The organism is Mycobacterium talmoniae (genome assembly GCF_001854525.1).
Lineage (GTDB): Bacteria > Actinomycetota > Actinomycetes > Mycobacteriales > Mycobacteriaceae > Mycobacterium > Mycobacterium talmoniae.
This window is the reverse complement of the sequence record NZ_MLQM01000016.1, coordinates 33,211-50,857: the sequence shown is the minus strand read 5'-3', so window position 1 is coordinate 50,857 and position 17,647 is coordinate 33,211. Positions and strand designations below refer to the sequence as shown.

Here is a 17,647-nt window from a genome sequence, read left to right as displayed (position 1 = left end):
CGGCTGCACCGCCCGCCCCGGGCGCACCGGCTGCACCACCGGCGCCGGGTGCTCCCGCCGCTCCACCCGCTCCCGCCGCGCCGCCAGCCCCGGGAGCGCCGGCCGCCCCACCGGCGCCGGCCGCCCCGGCGGAGCCCGCTCCGGGGGCACCCGCGGTGGCTCCGGCACCGGCCGCACCGCCCGCACCGGCAGGGACACCGACCTAATTCGATCGTGGCCCGTTGAGGGCCCATTCGTTACGTTGCTGCGGTATACCCGAGAGAAGACGCAGACAGCCGCGCTGAGCGCGGCCGGATAGCAAGGGGTTCGGTATGGACATCCTGGCAGCAACCGAATATCTCGCCCGCTCAAGCACGCTGACCAGCGTCGGCTGGATCGGTTACATCATCATCGGCGCCATCGCGGGGTGGATCGCGGGCAAGATCGTCAAAGGCAGCGGATCCGGCATCCTGATGAACATCGTCATCGGTGTCGCGGGCGCGTTGATCGGCGGCTTTCTGCTGAGCTTCATCCTGAACACCGCCGGCGGCGGCTGGTGGTTCACGCTGTTCACCGCGGTCCTCGGCTCGGTGATCCTGTTGTGGCTCGTCGGGCTGGTGCGAAAGACCTAAGCGGTCCGCCGCGGCGCGCCGGTACCCGCCGGGGGCGGGGCATGATGAAGTCATGGCCTCGGGACTGACCGGCGCGACGATGAGCGCGTGGCGGGTGCGTCGACCCGGCCCGATGTCCACCGGCCCGCTGGAGCGGGTAACCACCGACATCCCCCGCCCGGCGCCGTCGGAGCTGCTGGTCACCGTGCACGCCTGCGGGGTGTGCCGCACCGATCTGCACGTCGCCGAGGGCGACCTTCCGGTGCACCGCGACCACGTCATCCCCGGCCATGAGGTGGTCGGGGAGGTCCTCGAGGTCGGCGCCGAGGCCGGCGACGAGTTCACCGTCGGCGACCGGGTGGGCATCGCGTGGCTGCGCCACACCTGCGGCAGCTGCAGCTACTGTCGCCGCGGCGCGGAGAACCTGTGCCCGGCATCGCGCTACACCGGCTGGGACGCCGACGGCGGCTACGCCGAATTCGCCACCGTCCCCGCCGCATTCGCGCACCACCTGCCGACCGGCTACAGCGACAGCGAACTGGCGCCGCTGCTGTGCGCCGGCATCATCGGCTACCGGGCGCTGCTGCGCGCCGAGCTGCCGCCCGGCGGCCGGTTAGGGCTGTACGGCTTCGGCGGCAGCGCCCACATCACCGCCCAGGTGGCGGTGGCGCAGGGCGCCGAGGTTCACGTGATGACCCGCGGCACCCGGGCCCAGCAGCTGGCGTTGGAGCTGGGCGCGGCCTCCGCCCAAGGCGCCGCCGACCCGCCGCCGGTACCGCTGGACGCCGCGATCCTGTTCGCCCCGGTCGGCGACCTGGTGCTGCCGGCGTGTGAAGCGCTGGATCGCGGCGGCACACTGGCCATCGCCGGCATCCACCTCAGCGACATCCCGACCCTGAACTATCAGTGCCACCTGTTCCAGGAGCGCCAGATCCGGTCGGTGACCTCCAATACCCGCGCCGACGCGCGGGCCTTCCTGGACTTCGCCGGCCGACACCACATCAACGTGACCACCCCGGAGTACCCGCTGGCCGAGGCCGACCGGGCGTTGACCGACCTGGCCGCCGGGCGGATCGCCGGCGCGGCGGTGCTGCTGGCGTAACGGTCTTAAGTCAGCTGGACAGGTGCCACACCAGGGCGGCGGCCAGCGCCCCCAACCCGTTCAGCGACCAGTGCAGGGCGATCGGCGCGATCAGGCTGCCGCTGCGCCGCCGCAGCCAGCTGAACACGAAACCGGCCACCGCGGTGGCGCACACCGCCAACGTCACCCCGGCGGCCATGCCCAGCAGGCCGCCGCCGAACAGCCGGGTGAACCCGACATTGCTGCTGGTCAACCCCAGCGACGTGGCGATATGCCACAGCCCGAACAGCAGCGAGCCCGCGGCGGCGACACCGCGAAACCCCCAGGCCCGGTTCAGCGCACCGTGCAGCACCCCGCGAAACGCCAGCTCCTCGGGGATCACGGTCTGCAGCGGGATGATGAGCATCGAGGCCAGCAGCGCCCCGGACACCGTCGCGTACCGGTTGTTGAGGAACAGCGGCCGCGTCCACGGCAGCAACGCCCCCACGGCGATCACCGCTACCACCACGGCCACCGCGGCCAGCGCGTAGCCCACCCCGGATTTCCAGTGGTCGCGGCCCAGACCCAGCTCGGCCCAGCCCAGCCCGCGGGCGCGCACCAGCAGCACCAGGCCCACCGCCGCGGCCGGTACGGCGGCCACCCCGGCCCACGGCGTGGTGAAGTGCGCGATCAGGTTGGTCAGCGCCAGCACCACCACGACGACGGCGACGTCGACGTAGATGCGGGCATGGTGCAGCGCGGAAAGCTGCGACTTCAGCGGATGCGGCCCCCCGGCCACCGCGCATTCCTGGGCTGACATTGCCGCGATTCTACCGGCGCGACGACGACGCCCAGGTCCAGCCGGCGATCGCCGGGTCGTCCTCGCCGTGCTCGCGGGTGTAGCGGCGGGCCGCCAACCGGGCGTCGGCCATCCGTTGCCGCAGCGGCGCGCACCGCGTCGCCAGCCCGTCCACCCAGTCGATGACGTCCAACACCAGGTGGAAGCGGTCCAAGCTGTTGAGCATCACCATGTCGAACGGGGTGGTGGTGGTGCCGCGCTCGTTGTAGCCGCGGACATGCATGCCGTGGTGGTTGGCGCGCCGGTAGGTGAGCCGGTGGATCAGCCACGGATAGCCGTGATAGGCGAAGATGACCGGCTTATCGCGGGTGAACAGGGCGTCAAACTCCTTGTCCGGCAGCCCATGCGGGTGCTCGGAGTCGGGCTGCAACCGCATGATGTCGACGACGTTGATCACCCGCACGGCCAGCTCCGGCAGCTCGCGGCGCAAGATGTCGGCGGCGGCCAGCGTCTCCAGCGTCGGGATGTCCCCGGCGCACGCCAGCACCACGTCGGGTTCGCCGGTGGCGGTACTCGCCCAGTCCCAGATGCCCAGCCCGCGGGTGCAGTGCGCGACGGCGGCGTCCATGTCCAGGTAGGCCAGCGCGGGTTGTTTGCCGGCGACGATCACGTTGACGTAGTCGCGGCTGCGCAGGCAGTGGTCGGCCACCGACAGCAAGGTGTTGCCGTCGGGCGGCAGATACACCCGCACGATCTCGGCGCGCTTGTTGGCGACCAGGTCGATGAAGCCGGGATCCTGATGCGACGCGCCGTTGTGGTCTTGGCGCCACACGTGCGAGGTCAGCAGGTAGTTCAGCGAGGCGATGGGCCGACGCCACGGCAGTTCGCGGCTGACCGACAACCATTTCGCGTGCTGGTTGAACATCGAATCGACGATGTGCACGAACGCCTCATAGCAGTTGAACAGGCCGTGCCGGCCGGTCAGCAGGTAGCCCTCCAGCCAGCCCTGGCACAGGTGCTCGGAGAGCACCTCCATCACCCGGCCGTCGGGGGACAGGTGCTCGTCGTCGGCGGTGGTCTCCTCCAGCCACACCTTGTCGGTGGCGTCGAACACCGCCGAGAGCCGGTTGGAGGCGGTCTCGTCGGGCCCCATCAGCCGGAACCGGTCGCGGTTGCGGGCGATGACGTCGCGCACGAACGTGCCCAGCACCCGGGTGGCCTCATGGGTGGTGGCGGCGGGCGCGTTGACCTCGACGGCGTAGTCGCGGAAATCCGGCAGGTCCAGGTCGTGCAGCAACAGCCCGCCGTTGGCGTGCGGGTTGGCGCTCATCCGGCGGTCCCCGCGCGGCGCGGCCGCGCGCAGCTCGGGCCGCAGCGCGCCGTCGTCGTCGAACAGCTCGGCGGGCCGATAGCTGCGCAGCCATTCCTCGAGCTGGGCGCGATGAGCGGGATTGTCGTGGGTTTCGGCCAGCGGCACCTGATGGGCCCGCCAGGTGCCCTCCACCTGCTTGCCGTCGACCACCGCCGGTCCGGTCCAGCCCTTGGGGGTGCGCAGCACGATCATCGGCCACAGCGGGCGGTCTTTGACCCCGTCGATCCGCGCGGCTTGCTGGATGGCCGCGATCTGGTCGAAGGCCTCATCCAGCGCGGTCGCCAGCTGCTGGTGCACGATCGCCGGATCATCGCCGGCCACGGTGATCGGCCGGTAGCCGTAGCCGTACAGCAGCGCATCGAGCTGGTCGGCGGGGATGCGGGCCAACACCGTCGGGTTGGCGATCTTGTAGCCGTTGAGGTGCAGCACCGGCAACACCGCGCCGTCGCGGACCGGGTTGAGGAACTTGTTGGAATGCCAGCTGGCGGCCAGCGGCCCGGTTTCGGCCTCCCCGTCGCCGATGACGCAGGCCACCACCAGATCCGGGTTGTCGAACGCCGCCCCGTAGGCGTGCACCAGGGCATAGCCCAGCTCGCCGCCCTCATGGATCGACCCCGGGGTCTGGGCGGCGACGTGGCTGGGGATACCGCCGGGAAACGAGAACTGGCGGAACAGCTTCCGCAGCCCGTCGGTGTCCTCCTCGATGCCGGTGTACACCTCGCTGTAGGTGCCCTCCAGGTAGGCGTTGGCGACCAGCCCCGGCCCGCCGTGCCCGGGCCCGGTGATGAAGATGACGTTGGCGTCGCGGTTGCGGATGATCCGGTTGAGGTGCGCGTAGAGCAGGTTGAGCCCCGGGGTGGTGCCCCAATGGCCCAGCAGCCGCGGCTTGATGTGCTCGGGGGTCAGCGGTTCGGTCAGCAGCGGGTTGTCCAGCAGGTAGATCTGCCCGACGGACAGGTAGTTGGCGGCGCGCCAATAGGCGTCGATGAGGTCGAGCTCGTCGCCGGAGAGGGTTGCGGTGCTCATCTGTCCGATTGTGGTCATCCGCGGTGAATAACCGGCGGCCAAACGCGGAAAACCTGCGCACTACGCTGACGGCATGGTCGACGCCGGGCTGCTGTCTTGTCTGCGGGTGCTCGACCTCGGCGACGACGCGTCGGACCCGGTGACCCGCCTGTTCGCCGACCTGGGCGCCGACGTGCTCAAGGTGGAGCCGCCCGGCGGCAGCCCAGGGCGGGCGCACCGGCCGACGCTGGCCGGCACCAGCATCGGCTTCGCGCTGCACAACGCCAACAAACGCAGCATCGTGCTGGACCCGGCCGACCGCGGCGACCGGCGCCGGCTCGTCGAGCTGGCCGGCACCGCCGACATTGTCGTGGACCGCGGGCTGCCGGGGCAGACCGCGGCCTACGGCACCTCGTGCGCCGAGCTGGCCGATCGGCACCCCCGGCTGGTGGCGCTGGCGATCTCGGACTTCGGCGCGTCGGGTCCGCGGTCGGCGTGGCGGGCCACCGACCCGGTGTTCTACGCGCTGTCCGGGGCGTTGTCGCGCACCGGCCCCACCACCGGCACCCCGGTGTTGCCGCTCGACGGCATCGCCTCGGCCACCGCCGCGGTGCAGGCCGCGTGGGCGACGCTCGTCGCCTACTACAACCGGTTGCGGTGCGGCACCGGGGATTACATCGACTTTTCGCGTTTCGACGCGGTGGTGACGGTGCTCGACCCGGTGTTCGGTGCGCAGGGGCAGGTCGCGGCGGCCCGGCGCAAACCCGACCGGTGGCGCGGCCGGCCGAAAAACCAGGACGCCTACCCGATCTACCGCTGCGCCGACGGCTACGTCCGGATCTGCGTGATGGCGCCGCGGCAGTGGCGCGGGCTGCGGGCGTGGCTGGGGGAGCCCGAGCCGTTCCGCGACCCCAAATATGACGTGATCGCGGAACGGTTCGCGGCCTGGCCGGCGATCGGCGTGTTGATCACCGAGCTGTTCGCCGGCAAAACCATGGCCGAGCTGGTGGCCGCCGGTCAGGCGCACGGGGTGCCAATCGCGGCGGTGCTGACCCCGACGCAGGTGCTGGCCTCCGAGCACTTCACCGCGGTCGGTGCGCTGGCGTCCACCGAACTGGCCGCCGGGGTGGCCGCCGACGTCCCGGTCGGCTATTTCACCGTCGACGGCCAGCACGCCGGTTTTCGCCACCCGGCCCCGCCGGCCGGGTCCGGGGACCCACGCTGGCTCGCCGACCCGGCCGATCCCGGCGCCGCGGCGGGCACGGTCGGCGGCTACCCGTTCGACGGGATCCGCATCCTGGATCTGGGCATCATCGTCGCCGGCGGCGAAACCAGCCGGCTGTTCGCGGATCTGGGCGCCGAGGTCATCAAGGTGGAAAGCGCGGCCTACCCCGACGGGCTACGGCAGGCCCGCGCCGGCGATGCGATCAGCGAGTCGTTCGCCTGGACGCACCGCAACAACCTCGGGTTGGGGTTGGATCTGCGCAGCGCGCAGGGCAAACGGCTGTTCGGCGACCTGGTCGCCGACGCCGACGCCGTCTTCGCCAACTTCAAGCCCGGCACCCTGGCCGCGCTGGGGTTTCCCTACGACGCCCTGCGCGCGCGGAACCCGCGGATTGTGCTCGCCGAGAGCAGCGCGTTCGGCGACACCGGCCCGTGGAGCACCCGGATGGGGTACGGCCCGCTGGTCCGCGCCAGCACCGGCGCCACCCGGCTGTGGACCTCGCCGGACGCCGTCGACGCCACCGGCGCCCGGCACCCGTTCTACGACGCGACGACGGTGTTCCCCGACCACGTGGTGGGGCGGGTCACCGCGATCGGCGCGCTGGCCGCGCTGATCCACCGGGACCACACCGGGGTGGGCGCCCGGGTGCATGTCTCGCAGGCCGAGGTCGTGCTCAACCAGCTCGACACCCGGTATGTCACCCAGGCGGCCGATCCCGATCAGGTCGAGGAGGACCCCGTCGTGCACGCGGTGTGCCCGTGCGCCGGCGACGACGAATGGTGCGTGATCTCGATCCGGTCGGAGGCCGACTGGCGCTCGGTCACCGACGTGGCCGCCCGCCCGCAGCTGGTCGACGACGCCCGCTTTGCCAGCGGCGGCGCGCGGCTGGCCCACCGCGCCTACCTGGTCGCCGAACTGGCCGCCTGGACGGGCACCCGCACCCCGGTGCAGGTCGCCGCGGCGCTGCAGAACGCCGGGGTGCCGGCCGGCCCGATGAACCGGCATCCCGACATCCCGGAGGATCCGCAGCTGCGGCACCGACGGCTGTTCCGCGAGATGACCCACCCGCTGATCGACCACCCGCTGCCGGCCGAGACCGGACCCGCGCCGTTTCGGCACATTCCGGCAGCGCCGCAGCGGCCGGCGCCGCTGCCGGGTCAGGACACCCGGGCCATCTGCAAGAACGTGCTCGGGCTGGAGCCGGCGCGCATCGAGCAGCTGATCACCGACGGGGTGCTGTTCGCCAGCGACGACGACAAGGAGCGGCGCTGATGGCCCTCGACCCGCGCACACCGGTGCTGATCGGCTACGGGCAGCTCAATCAGCGCGAGGAGCGGGCCGACCTGGAGCCGGTCGCGTTGATGGCGGCGGCGGCGCGCGAGGCCGCCGCGGCCCGGGTGCTCACCGCGGTGGACAGCATCCGGGTGGTCAATGTGCTCTCGGCGCGCTACCGCGACGCGGGACGGCTGCTCGGCGAGCATCTCGGCGCCGATCAGCCCGCCACCCGCTACAGCGGGGTCGGCGGCAACGTCCCGCAGTCCCTGGTCAACCAGGCGTGCCTGGACATTTGGCACGGACGCGCCGGGGTGGTGCTGGTCGCGGGCGCCGAAACCTGGCGCACCCGCACCCGGCTGCGGGCCCGCGGTGGCAGGCTCGTCTGGACCCAGCAGGACGAATCCGTTCCGCTCGCCGAAACCGACGGCGACAACGTCCCGATGAGCGGCCCGGCCGAGGACCGGATCCGGCTGGACCGGCCGGCCTACGTGTACCCGCTATTCGAGCAGGCGCTGCGGCTGGCCGCCGGCGCGTCGGTCGAGGAGCACCGCGGCCGCATCGGCGAGCTGTGGGCGCGGTTCAACGCGGTCGCGGTGCGCAATCCGCACGCCTGGATTCGGGAACCGGTCGGCGCCGCCGAGATTTGTCAGCCGGGCCCGACGAACCGGATGATCAGCTGGCCGTACACCAAGTTGATGAACTCCAACAACATGGTCGACCAGGGGGCCGCGCTGATCCTGACCTCGGTGCAGCGCGCCAAAGAGCTGCAGGTCCCGACCGAACGGTGGGTCTTCCCGCAGGCCGGCACCGATGCGCACGACACCTACGCCGTCGCCGAGCGCGCCGAGCTGCACCGATCCCCGGCCATCCGGATCGGTGGGGCGCGGGTGCTGGAACTGGCCGGGGTCGGGATCGACGATCTGGACTACGTCGACCTGTACTCGTGTTTTCCGTCCGCCGTCCAGGTCGCGGCGAGTGAACTGGGGTTGCCGACCGACGACCCGGCTCGCCCGTTGACGGTGACCGGTGGGCTGACCTTCGCCGGCGGTCCGTGGAGCAACTACGTCAGCCATTCCATCGGCACGCTGGCCGAACTGCTGGTCGCCAACCCGGGCCGGCGCGGCCTGATCACCGCCAACGGCGGGTATCTGACCAAACACAGTTTCGGCGTGTACGGCACCGAACCACCGACGTCCGGATTCCGCTGGGAAGACGTGCAGGCCGCGGTCGACCGCGAACCCACCCGCCCGGCCGCGGTGCAGTGGGACGGGGTGGGCACCGTGGAGTCGTGGACCACGCCGTATAACCGGGACGGGCAGCCGGAGAAGGCGTTCGTGGCGGTCCGCACCCCCGAGGGGTCCCGGGCCTTTGCGCTGATCACCGACCCGGCGGCGGCCGCGCTGACCGTGCGCGACGACATCGGCGGCGCCGCGGTCACGGTGCACGCCGACGGCACGGCCACGCTGCCTTAGCCCCGGGCATTCACCGGCACCCGCCGGCAGGTAACGACGGGCTAACGGCCACGACAAAAACCTACGCGAAGCGCGCCAATGTGCTTATTGTCGAGTTAGGCGTTGCGGAGGTGGGACGCGGTGCAGATTCTGATTACCGATGTCACCGGGGCGATCGGACGCTCCCTGGCCCGACAACTGCTGGCCGCCGGATACGCCGTGAGCGGCATCGCCGACTCCCCGCACGAACGGCTGGATCCCGAGGTCGATTTTGTCTGCGCGCCGCTGGCCGGCGCGGTGCTGGACGACCTGACCGACGCCGCTGACGTCGTCGTCCACCTGGCCCCGATCGAGGCCAGCGCCCCCGGCAGCGCCGGGATCGACGGCGTCGTGCAGGTCAGCCACGCGGCCGCCCGGGCCGGCGCGCGGCTGCTGTTCGTGTCCCACGCCGCCGGCCAACCGGAGCTGTACCGCCACGCCGAACAATTGGTGGCGTCGGCGTGGGCGCCGAGCCTGATCGTCCGGGTGGCGCCGCTGGTGGGGCGGCAGCTCGACTGGGTGGTGTGTCGCACCGTCGCCAGCCTGCTGCGGGCCAAGATGTCCCCGCAGACGATGCGGCTGCTGCACTTCGACGACCTGGTCCGGTTCCTGGTGCAGGCGGTGGGCACCGACCGGACCGGGCTCGTCGAACTCGCGACACCGGACACCGTCGACATGACGACCGCGCACCGGCTGCTGCGCACCGCCACCCGGCAGCCGCACACCCACCGCATCGCCAGCTGGCCGCACCCCATGCCGGAGCTGGATATGGCGGCGCTGCAGGACGACTGGACCTTCGAATGCGGTTGGCCGGCCACCGATGCGGTCGCCGACACCGTCCGCGGGCTGACCGGCCGCCGCCTGGACGTCGCCGGGGCCACCGAGGTGTCCGGCCACCTGCCGATGCCGGTGGAAACCGCGCCGGGCTGGGAGCCGTGCGACGGCGCCACGCTGCACTGCGCGGCGCCGGACGGGCTGGAGGGGGAGTTCGACGACCGCATCGATCCGCGGTTTCCGGTGTTCAGCGCCACCACGTTGGCCGACGCGCTGGCGGGTCCGCTGACCCCGATGACCCTGGATGTGCAGTTGGCCGGGCTGCGGAGCGCCAGCCGGGAAGTGGCGCAGGTATTGGCGCTGCACGGGGTGGTCGCCACGGAATGGGAGAGCCGAGGTATCGCGGTGTTCGGTCACCGCCCCTACATCGGGGTGTCCACCAGCGCGGTGGTGGCCGGCCAGCTGCCCGGCTGGGATGAACACGCCCTGACCGAACGGGCCCTCGGCGGGCATCCCCACGACCTGTTCCCGTTGGGCCGGCCCCGCTCGGCGGGAAGCCTGCCGGTGCCGGCGGCCCGGGCGATCGTGGTGACCCGGGCGTTGACCACGCTGCGGCACCTGAAAACCGACACCGAGGCGTACGCGGCCGCCGCGGCGGCCGCCCACCTGAAAGCCGCGCAGCTGGCGGCGCTGCCGGATGCCCGACTCGAGGTGCGGCTGCAGCTGCTGCGGGACCGAATCCACCAGGGCTGGAGTCTGATCGCGCTGTGGGTGGTGGACAACGGGGTCACCGCGGCCGCGGTGGAGCACACCGGCGCGGTCGGCCCCAGCACCGCCGCCGGTTTCGGGGCCGTGTTGGAAAGCCGGCGGGTGGCCGACGAGACCGCGTCGCTGATCGAGGTGTTGCAGCGCAATCCGCAGCTGCGCGAGCTGGCCCAGGAGGGCGACCTGGCCGGGATCCGCGCGGTGTCGCCGCGATTCGCCGCCGCCGTCGACGCCGTCGCGGGCCGGATCGGCCACCGCGGGCCGGGGGAGGCCGAACTGGCCAACCCGGTGTTCGGTGACGACCGGGCCCTGCTGTTGACCACCGTGGCGGCCGCCGGCACCGCGGCCGCGGTGCCGGCCCCGACGCCCGGGTCGGCGACCCTGGCGCAGCGGATGGTGGCCAACACCCTGGTCTCTCGGGAAACAGCCTACGACGCGACCATGCGGTTCACCCACGAGTTGCGGATGACGTTGCGCGAGATCGGATCTCGGCGGGTGCGCGCCGAACTTCTGGACACCGTCGACGACGTGTACTACCTGACCTGCGAGGAACTGCTGACCATGTCCGCCGACGCCCGGCTGCGGATCAAACGGCGCCGCGCCGAACGGGAACGCCTGCAGGCGCTGCATCTGCCGGACGTATTCGACCACACCTGGTCGCCGGTGGCGGCCCCCGAGGGAACCGCGTGAGGTGCCCGACTTTGTGCTTCCGCCGACCGGCCGCGAATGGTGCGACGCTGGCCGCTGGAAAGGTTTTCGTCCGGTCCGGACCGCGCGACGGTCCGACGCCGCTGCTGCTGCACGGTTTCCCGTCCAGTTCCTACGATTTTCGGTCGGTTCGCGTCGCCCATCGTCGATCCACCAGCTCGTCGAGGCTGGCCTTGCCGGCCCCGACACACAGCAGCCACAGCAGCAGCCCGATCAGCAGCCACTCCGGGGCATAGAACAGATTGCTTAGGAAATCCCACAGATCCGGGTACTTGTGCGCCAGGCTCGGCCCGATGTCGGTGATTAACGCGCCGACCATGTCTCCGGCCAGTACCAGAGCCACCAGCCGGGTACCCAGGCCCAGCATCAACGCCGCACCACCCACAAGTTCCACGGCCGCGGTAAACGGCGCGAGCACCTGCGCCGCTGGAATGCCCAAGCCGGCAAACATCGCCGTGAACTTACCGAGATCACCGAGCTTGCCGACCGCGCCACTGAAGAACATGAACCCAACGGTGAGGCGCAGCACCAAATTCGGCAGCCAGCCCAGGCCGTTCAGCGTGCCGGTGATGCGACGGTACGCAGCGCGTCCGAGCGGATGACGAACCATTGAGGCAGTGGCTAATTCAGCAACGCACCCAGCGGTGCCTGACTGTCGGCGAGCGCGTCGGGGTCCACCGGGGCCCGCGACCGGATGAGGTCCTTGATGTCGTCGAGGCCCTCCCAGATGTTGACGTTCATCCCGGCCAGCACCCGGTTTTCGCCGTCGAGCCAGAATGCGACGAACTCGCGGCCGTCGACGTCGCCGCGGAACACCACCCGCTGATAGCTGGCCGCGTACCCGACGTACTCCATGCCCAGGTCGTACTGGTCGGTGAAGAAGTACGGCAGCTCGTCGTATTCGGCCTGCTGGCCCAGCATCCCGGCCGCCGCCGTGGCCGGCTGCTTGAGCGCGTTGGCCCAGTGTTCGGTGCGGATCCGGGTGTGCAGCAGCGGATGCTGGGCTGCCGCGATGTCGCCGACGGCGTAGATGTCGGGGTCACTGCTGCGCAGCGACGCATCGACGAGCACGCCGCCGTCGCCCAGCCGCAGTCCGGCGGCGTCGGCGAGTTCGATGTTGGGCTGGGCGCCGACGGCGACCAGCACGGCGTCGGCGCTGATCCGCGACCCGTCACCGAGCTGCAGCCCGGTGGCCGCCCCGCCCGCTGTGCTGATCTCGGCGACACTGGCGCCCAGCCGCAGGTCGACGTCGTGCTCGCGGTGCAGCTTGGCGAACACCTCGCCCAGTTCGGTGCCCAGCGCGGCCTGCAGCGGCACCGGGGCCATCTCGACCACACTGACCTGCACGCCGCGCTGCCGGGCGCTGGCCGCCACCTCCAGCCCGATCCACCCCGCTCCGACGACCGCGAGCGAAGCACCTTGGGTCAGCGCGGAATCCAGCGCCTCGGCGTCGTCGAAGGTCCGCAGATAGTGCACGCCGGCGGCGTCGGAACCCGGGATCGGCGGTCGGCGCGACCGTGATCCGGTGGCCAGCAGCAGTTTGTCGTAGGACACCGTGGTGTCGTCGGACAGCCCCACCGTGCGGGTGGCCGGATCCAGCGCCACCGCGCGCACCCCGAGCCGCAGGTCAACGTCGTGGTCGCGGTACCAGTCCGCGGACTCGACGGTGAAATCGCTGAGCGTTTTCTTGCCCGCCAGGTATTCCTTGGACAGCGGGGGCCGCTCGTAGGGCAGCCGCCGTTCGTCGGCGATCAGCACCACGCGCCCGTCGAAGTTGTTGCCGCGGAGGGCTTCTGCTGCTTTAGCGCCGGCCAGGCCGCCGCCGACGATGACGAACGTGTCGGATGCTGACATGAGGGCTGCTCCGTTCCGTGGTGCGACCGATGTCGGGCCTTAGCCTACTCGGCCGGACCGGTCAGCCGCTGGCGTAACGCCAACGCGTCACCCACCGCGTGGCCATGTGGATCGTTGTTGAAATACACCCACACCTGCCGATTCTGGGCCCGCCAGGCCGTGATCCGCTCGGCCCACCGGTCCAGCTCGACAGCCGAATAGCTGCCGGTGTACAGCGCGCTCGGGTCGGGTCCGTGCATCCGCAGATACACCACATCGGTGGTGGCCCGCGGGATGCAGGCCAGCCCGGTCCCGCTCATCACCACGTACGCGGCGCGATGCCGCTGCAGCAGCGCATACACCCGGTCGTCGTCCCAGGACGGGTGGCGCAGTTCGACGGCCACCCGCAGCCAATCCGGCAGCCGGGCCAGGAACTGATCGAGGCGCGCGTCGTCGCGGCGTTGCTCGGGATGCAGCTGCACCAGCAACACGCCGGCGTGGTCACCCAGGGTGCGCCAGCAGCGTTCGAACCGTTCGATCCACGGCTCCGGGGAGGCGAGCCGGCGGTAATGCGTCAAGCCGCGGTGGGCCTTGACCGACATGGCGAATCCGTCGGGCAGCTGATCGCGCCACCGGGCGAACGTTGCCTCGGTCGGCCAGCGGTAGAAGCTGGCGTTCAGTTCGACGGTGTCGAACACCTCGACGTAGCGGGCCAGCCGGCGGGCGCTGGACAGTCCGCGCGGATACAACACCTCGGCCCAGTGGTCGTAGGACCAGCCGGAGGTGCCGATGCGCACCGTCATCGGTCAGTCGGTGACCTGGCGGCGCACATCGTCGTCCAACGACGAGCGCACCAGCGCGGCGGCCAGCTGCGCGTTGCGGCCGGTCGCCAGGTCACCCAGCTTCTTGGGGTCGGTGGGCAACCCCAGCGCCTTGGCGGCCCGGGTGGCCCGGTCATCGAAGTGGGGCCGCACCCAGGTCCACACGTCCTGCACCTCACGCAGGAACATGTCGGCCCCGGTGTCGCCGATACCCTTGAATTCCTTGAGCATTCGGGTGACCGCGGCCACATCGTGGTCGCTGCGCCGCGCCATTTTGCGCAGGTCGCCGGCGTAGTCGTCGCGGACCCGGGTGGCGATATCGGTCAGCCGGGTGGCCGAACTTTCGTCGTAGCGGACGTAGTGGGCGCGGCCGAAGGCGCGGATCATGGTGCGCCGATCGGAGTCCAGCACGGCGCGCGGGGTGCGCAGGCCGTCGCGGAACAGTTCCCGGGCGGCGCGCATGGCGATGGTCGCGTCGATCGGCTTGCTGGCCAGCATGCACAGCACCAGCAGCTGAAACAGCGGCATCGGTGTGTTCTTGAGCCGGATGCCGGCCTCGGCGGCGTAGGTGGTGCCGGCGACCTGCAATAGCCGGCGCACCCGCTGGTCGTGTGGGGCCATACGGCAGGCGTACCCGCCGCGCCCCGGCCTCTAACGTTCCGTTCGCGGGCATCGCCCGCCGATTGTGCGGTTTCATACGCTTTTCGGCGGCGGAGCGTATGAAAACGCACAACCGGCGCGGTTTTCGACGCCGGCTACTTCGGGGGCAGCCCGCGGACAAACTCGACCGATCGGTCCACCCAGCCCGTCAGCTGCCGTGTGGTGCGCACCCCGGCCCCGTCGACGCGCAGCCAGCCCCGCATCTCCCGGCCGCCCATCACCATCGGTTCGACGTGCGCGCGGTGCAGGAGCTTCTCGGCGTCCGCGGGCGGCACCCGTACCAGCAGCCCGCCGTTGCGGTTGGCCGCCACCGCTAGGTGCCCGCCGATCAGGAAGCCCAGCCCGCCGAACATCGCCTTCTCCTCGACGCCGCGGTGGGCGCTGAGCAGTTCGCGCAGCCGGTTGGCCAGGTCCTCGTCGTAGGCCATCAGTCCAGGTCGACCCGGATGGTCAGCAGATCGCTGCCCGCCACCCGGACCACCGCACTGTTCAGCCCGCCCAACTGGCGCAACCGCGCCGCCGGGTCGTCGTCGGGCAGCAGCTGGGCGGTGCCGGCGCGCCACCGGCCGTGAAGGCGCAGCCGCACCCGCGGATCGGCCTGGATGTTGCGGACATAGTCGGAGTGCGTGCCGTGCTCGGAGACCATCCAGAACTGGTTGTCGACCACCCGGCCGCCGACCGCGGTGCGCCGCGGCTGCCCGGACTTGCGGCCGGTGGTTTCCAGCATGGTCACCGGCATCCGCCGCCCAATCGGGTTGACCACCAGCCGCTGAACGGTGTGCACGACGCGTCGTTTGAGGCTCACCGCCCCATTTAACGCCGAGCAGACGCAGATTCGCACGATTGGGGCGCCGACCGTGCGAATCTGCGTCTGCTCGCGGGGGACGGGGGCTAGGCGGCCGCCGCGGTCGCCGCCCCGGCCGGCTCCAGCGCCTGCGCGACGATGTCGGCGACGTCGGTCATCGGCCGCACGTCCAGCACCTGCAGCACCTCGGCCGGCACGTCGTCGAGGTCGGGCGCGTTGCGTTGCGGGATGAACACCGTCGACAACCCGGCCCGCTGGGCGGCCAGCAGCTTCTGCTTGACCCCGCCGATCGGCAGCACCCGACCGTTAAGCGTCACCTCACCGGTCATCCCGACATCGGCGCGCACCTGACGCCCGGTGGCCATCGACACCAGCGCGGTCACCATGGTGACCCCGGCCGACGGGCCGTCCTTGGGCACCGCGCCGGCCGGCACGTGCACGTGGATGCGCCGGTCCAGCGCGGCCGGGTCGACGCCAAGCTCGGCCGCGTGCGACCGCACGTAGGACAGCGCGATCTGCGCCGATTCCTTCATCACGTCACCGAGCTGGCCGGTCAGCTGCAGACCGGGTTCGCCGTCGGTGGCGCCGGCCTCGATGTAGAGCACGTCGCCGCCCAGGCCGGTGACGGCCAGGCCGGTCGCCACCCCGGGCACCGCGGTGCGCTCGGCCGACTCCGGGGTGAACCGCGGCCGGCCCAGGTAGCCGACCAGATCCGGCTCGTCGATGGTGACCGGGGCCGGGTCCGCGGCCAGGGTGGTGGTCACCTTGCGCAGCGCCTTGGCCAGCAGCCGCTCGAACTGGCGCACCCCGGGTTCGCGGGTGTAGTCGGCGGCGATCTTGCGCAGCGCCGCCTCGGTCACCGTGACCTCCTCGGCGCTCAACGCGGCCCGCTCCCGTTGCCGGGGCAGCAGGTAGTCGCGGGCGATCGCCACCTTGTCGTCCTCGGTGTAGCCGTCGATGTCCACCAGCTCCATGCGGTCCAGCAGCGCCGACGGGATGTTCTCCACCACGTTGGCGGTCGCCAGAAACACCACATCGGACAGGTCCAGGTCCAAATCCAGGTAGTGGTCGCGGAAGGTGTGGTTTTGCGCGGGGTCGAGCACCTCCAGCAGCGCCGCCGACGGGTCGCCGCGATAGTCGGAGCCGACCTTGTCGATCTCGTCGAGCAGCACCACCGGGTTCATCGAGCCGGCCTCGCCGATGGCGCGCACGATCCGGCCGGGCAGCGCGCCGACGTAGGTGCGCCGGTGCCCGCGGATCTCGGCCTCGTCGCGCACCCCGCCCAGCGCCACCCGGACGAATTTGCGGCCCAACGCCCGGGCCACGCTTTCACCCAGCGACGTCTTGCCGACCCCGGGCGGGCCGGCCAGCACCATCACCGCGCCGGAGCCGCGCCCGCCGACGACCTGCAGGCCGCGCTGGGCGCGCCGGGCCCGCACCGCCAGGTATTCCACGATGCGGTCCTTGACGTCGTCGAGGCCGTGGTGATCGGCGTCGAGGATCTGCCGGGCGGCCTGAAGGTCGGTGGAGTCCGCGGTGGTGACGTTCCACGGCAGGTCCAACACGGTGTCCAGCCAGGTGCGGATCCAGCCGCCCTCCGGGCTTTGTTCACTCGCGCGTTCCAGCTTGCCGACCTCGCGCAGCGCGGCCTCGCGCACGTTCTCCGGCAGGTCCGCGGCCTCCACCCGGGCGCGGTAATCGTCGGAACCGTCGGGCTCGCTCTCGCCGAGTTCCTTGCGGATCGCGGCCAGCTGCTGGCGCAGCAGGAATTCCTTTTGCTGCTTGTCCATGCCGGCCCGCACGTCCTCGGCGATCTTGTCGGTGACCTCGACCTCGGTCAGGTGGTCGCCGGTCCACTCGATCAGCACCCGCAGCCGCTCGTCGACGTTTTCGGTTTCCAGCAGCTGCCGCTTTTGCACGTCGGTCAGATACGACGCATACCCGGAGGTGTCGGCCAGCGCCGACGGGTCGGTGATCTGATTCACCACGTCGACGATCTGCCAGGCCTCGCGGCGTTGCAGCATCGCCAGCAGCAGCTTCTTGTATTCGCCGGCCAGCGCGCGGGTTTGGTCGGTGGGTTCGGCCTCGGGCACCGCGGTCACCTCGACCCACAGCGCGGCACCGGGCCCGGTGGTGCCGGTGCCGATGTGTGCCCGCCGTTCACCGCGCACCACCGCGGCGGTGCCGCCGCCGGCGATGCGGCCGACCTGCAGAATCGACGCCAGCACGCCGTGGGACGGGTAGCGGTCATCCAGGCGCGGCGCGATCAGCAGGGTGCCGGACTCGCTGGCCCGGGCGGCGTCGACGGCGGCGCGGGCGGCGTCATCGAGGGTGATCGGCACCACCATGCCGGGCAGCACGATCGGGTCGCTGACGAATAACACCGGCACTGATCTGGGTTCGGTCATCAATCCTCCAAAGTTAAGCCTGATGCGCTCAACCTCGGTGGTCGCCGGTTTGTTCCC

General features: G+C 71.3%; 14 protein-coding genes and 2 pseudogenes. 6 read left to right on the top strand and 10 right to left on the bottom strand.

Annotated elements, in window-relative coordinates; all coding sequences use genetic code 11:
- Nucleotides 1-198: pseudogene (locus BKN37_RS29055) on the bottom strand (hypothetical protein); the annotation flags it as partial.
- Between the two features lie 113 nt (nucleotides 199-311).
- On the opposite strand from BKN37_RS29055, the gene BKN37_RS05590 reads away from it, so the two are divergent.
- The gene (locus BKN37_RS05590; RefSeq protein WP_071022922.1) at nucleotides 312-611 is read left to right on the top strand and encodes a GlsB/YeaQ/YmgE family stress response membrane protein; all 300 of its coding nucleotides are present in this window, start codon (nucleotides 312-314) and stop codon (nucleotides 609-611) included.
- Between the two features lie 52 nt (nucleotides 612-663).
- Nucleotides 664-1,692 (top strand): zinc-binding alcohol dehydrogenase family protein, encoded by a 1,029-nt coding sequence (locus BKN37_RS05585; protein WP_071022918.1) that lies wholly within the window; start codon nucleotides 664-666, stop codon nucleotides 1,690-1,692.
- A 10-nt stretch (nucleotides 1,693-1,702) separates the two neighbouring features.
- Here BKN37_RS05585 and BKN37_RS05580 read toward each other — a convergent pair whose 3' ends face one another.
- Both BKN37_RS05580 and BKN37_RS05575 read right to left on the bottom strand, forming a co-directional pair.
- A complete protein-coding gene (locus BKN37_RS05580; protein WP_071022915.1) occupies nucleotides 1,703-2,470 on the bottom strand; it encodes a CPBP family intramembrane glutamic endopeptidase in 768 nt (255 codons plus the stop codon).
- Between the two features lie 10 nt (nucleotides 2,471-2,480).
- Nucleotides 2,481-4,847 carry a phosphoketolase family protein gene (locus tag BKN37_RS05575; protein ID WP_071022943.1) on the bottom strand — a complete coding sequence of 789 codons (2,367 nt, stop codon included), beginning with the start codon at nucleotides 4,845-4,847 and terminating at the stop codon, nucleotides 2,481-2,483.
- A gap of 73 nt (nucleotides 4,848-4,920) precedes the next feature.
- Here BKN37_RS05575 and BKN37_RS05570 point away from each other — a divergent pair, with 73 nt between their 5' ends.
- The 4 genes and pseudogenes from BKN37_RS05570 to BKN37_RS29740 form a co-directional block, all read left to right on the top strand.
- Nucleotides 4,921-7,323, top strand: coding sequence for a CoA transferase (locus tag BKN37_RS05570; RefSeq protein WP_071022912.1), 2,403 nt, complete (start codon nucleotides 4,921-4,923; stop codon nucleotides 7,321-7,323).
- Nucleotides 7,323-8,798, top strand: a complete 1,476-nt coding sequence (locus BKN37_RS05565; protein ID WP_071022909.1) for an acetyl-CoA acetyltransferase — start codon at nucleotides 7,323-7,325, stop codon at nucleotides 8,796-8,798. Before BKN37_RS05570 ends, BKN37_RS05565 begins: the two co-directional genes overlap by 1 nt.
- Before the next feature lie 120 nt (nucleotides 8,799-8,918).
- Complete coding sequence (locus tag BKN37_RS05560) at nucleotides 8,919-11,045, top strand: NAD-dependent epimerase/dehydratase family protein (protein WP_071022905.1); 2,127 nt, start codon at nucleotides 8,919-8,921, stop codon at nucleotides 11,043-11,045.
- A gap of 13 nt (nucleotides 11,046-11,058) precedes the next feature.
- Nucleotides 11,059-11,194: pseudogene (locus BKN37_RS29740) on the top strand (alpha/beta hydrolase); the annotation flags it as partial.
- Here the strand turns inward: BKN37_RS29740 and BKN37_RS05555 are convergent.
- From BKN37_RS05555 to lon, 7 genes are all read right to left on the bottom strand, one after another.
- Nucleotides 11,176-11,673, bottom strand: coding sequence for a DoxX family protein (locus tag BKN37_RS05555; protein WP_071022902.1), 498 nt, complete (start codon nucleotides 11,671-11,673; stop codon nucleotides 11,176-11,178). The pseudogene BKN37_RS29740 and the gene BKN37_RS05555 sit on opposite strands and share 19 nt — an antisense overlap.
- Before the next feature lie 11 nt (nucleotides 11,674-11,684).
- Nucleotides 11,685-12,917, bottom strand: a complete 1,233-nt coding sequence (locus BKN37_RS05550) for an NAD(P)/FAD-dependent oxidoreductase (RefSeq protein WP_071022899.1) — start codon at nucleotides 12,915-12,917, stop codon at nucleotides 11,685-11,687.
- A gap of 44 nt (nucleotides 12,918-12,961) precedes the next feature.
- Entirely contained in the window at nucleotides 12,962-13,699 is a 738-nt protein-coding gene (locus tag BKN37_RS05545) for a DUF72 domain-containing protein (protein ID WP_071022896.1), read from the bottom strand.
- Between the two features lie 3 nt (nucleotides 13,700-13,702).
- Complete coding sequence (locus tag BKN37_RS05540; protein ID WP_071022894.1) at nucleotides 13,703-14,338, bottom strand: endonuclease; 636 nt, start codon at nucleotides 14,336-14,338, stop codon at nucleotides 13,703-13,705.
- Nucleotides 14,339-14,472: 134 nt separating this feature from the next.
- Complete coding sequence (locus BKN37_RS05535; protein WP_071022891.1) at nucleotides 14,473-14,805, bottom strand: TfoX/Sxy family protein; 333 nt, start codon at nucleotides 14,803-14,805, stop codon at nucleotides 14,473-14,475.
- Complete coding sequence (locus BKN37_RS05530; protein WP_242657095.1) at nucleotides 14,805-15,212, bottom strand: nitroreductase/quinone reductase family protein; 408 nt, start codon at nucleotides 15,210-15,212, stop codon at nucleotides 14,805-14,807. The genes BKN37_RS05535 and BKN37_RS05530 overlap by 1 nt, the downstream gene beginning before the upstream one ends.
- Nucleotides 15,213-15,268: 56 nt before the next feature.
- Nucleotides 15,269-17,590 carry an endopeptidase La gene (gene lon, locus BKN37_RS05525; RefSeq protein WP_071022939.1) on the bottom strand — a complete coding sequence of 774 codons (2,322 nt, stop codon included), beginning with the start codon at nucleotides 17,588-17,590 and terminating at the stop codon, nucleotides 15,269-15,271.
- Nucleotides 17,591-17,647: the final 57 nt, after the last annotated feature.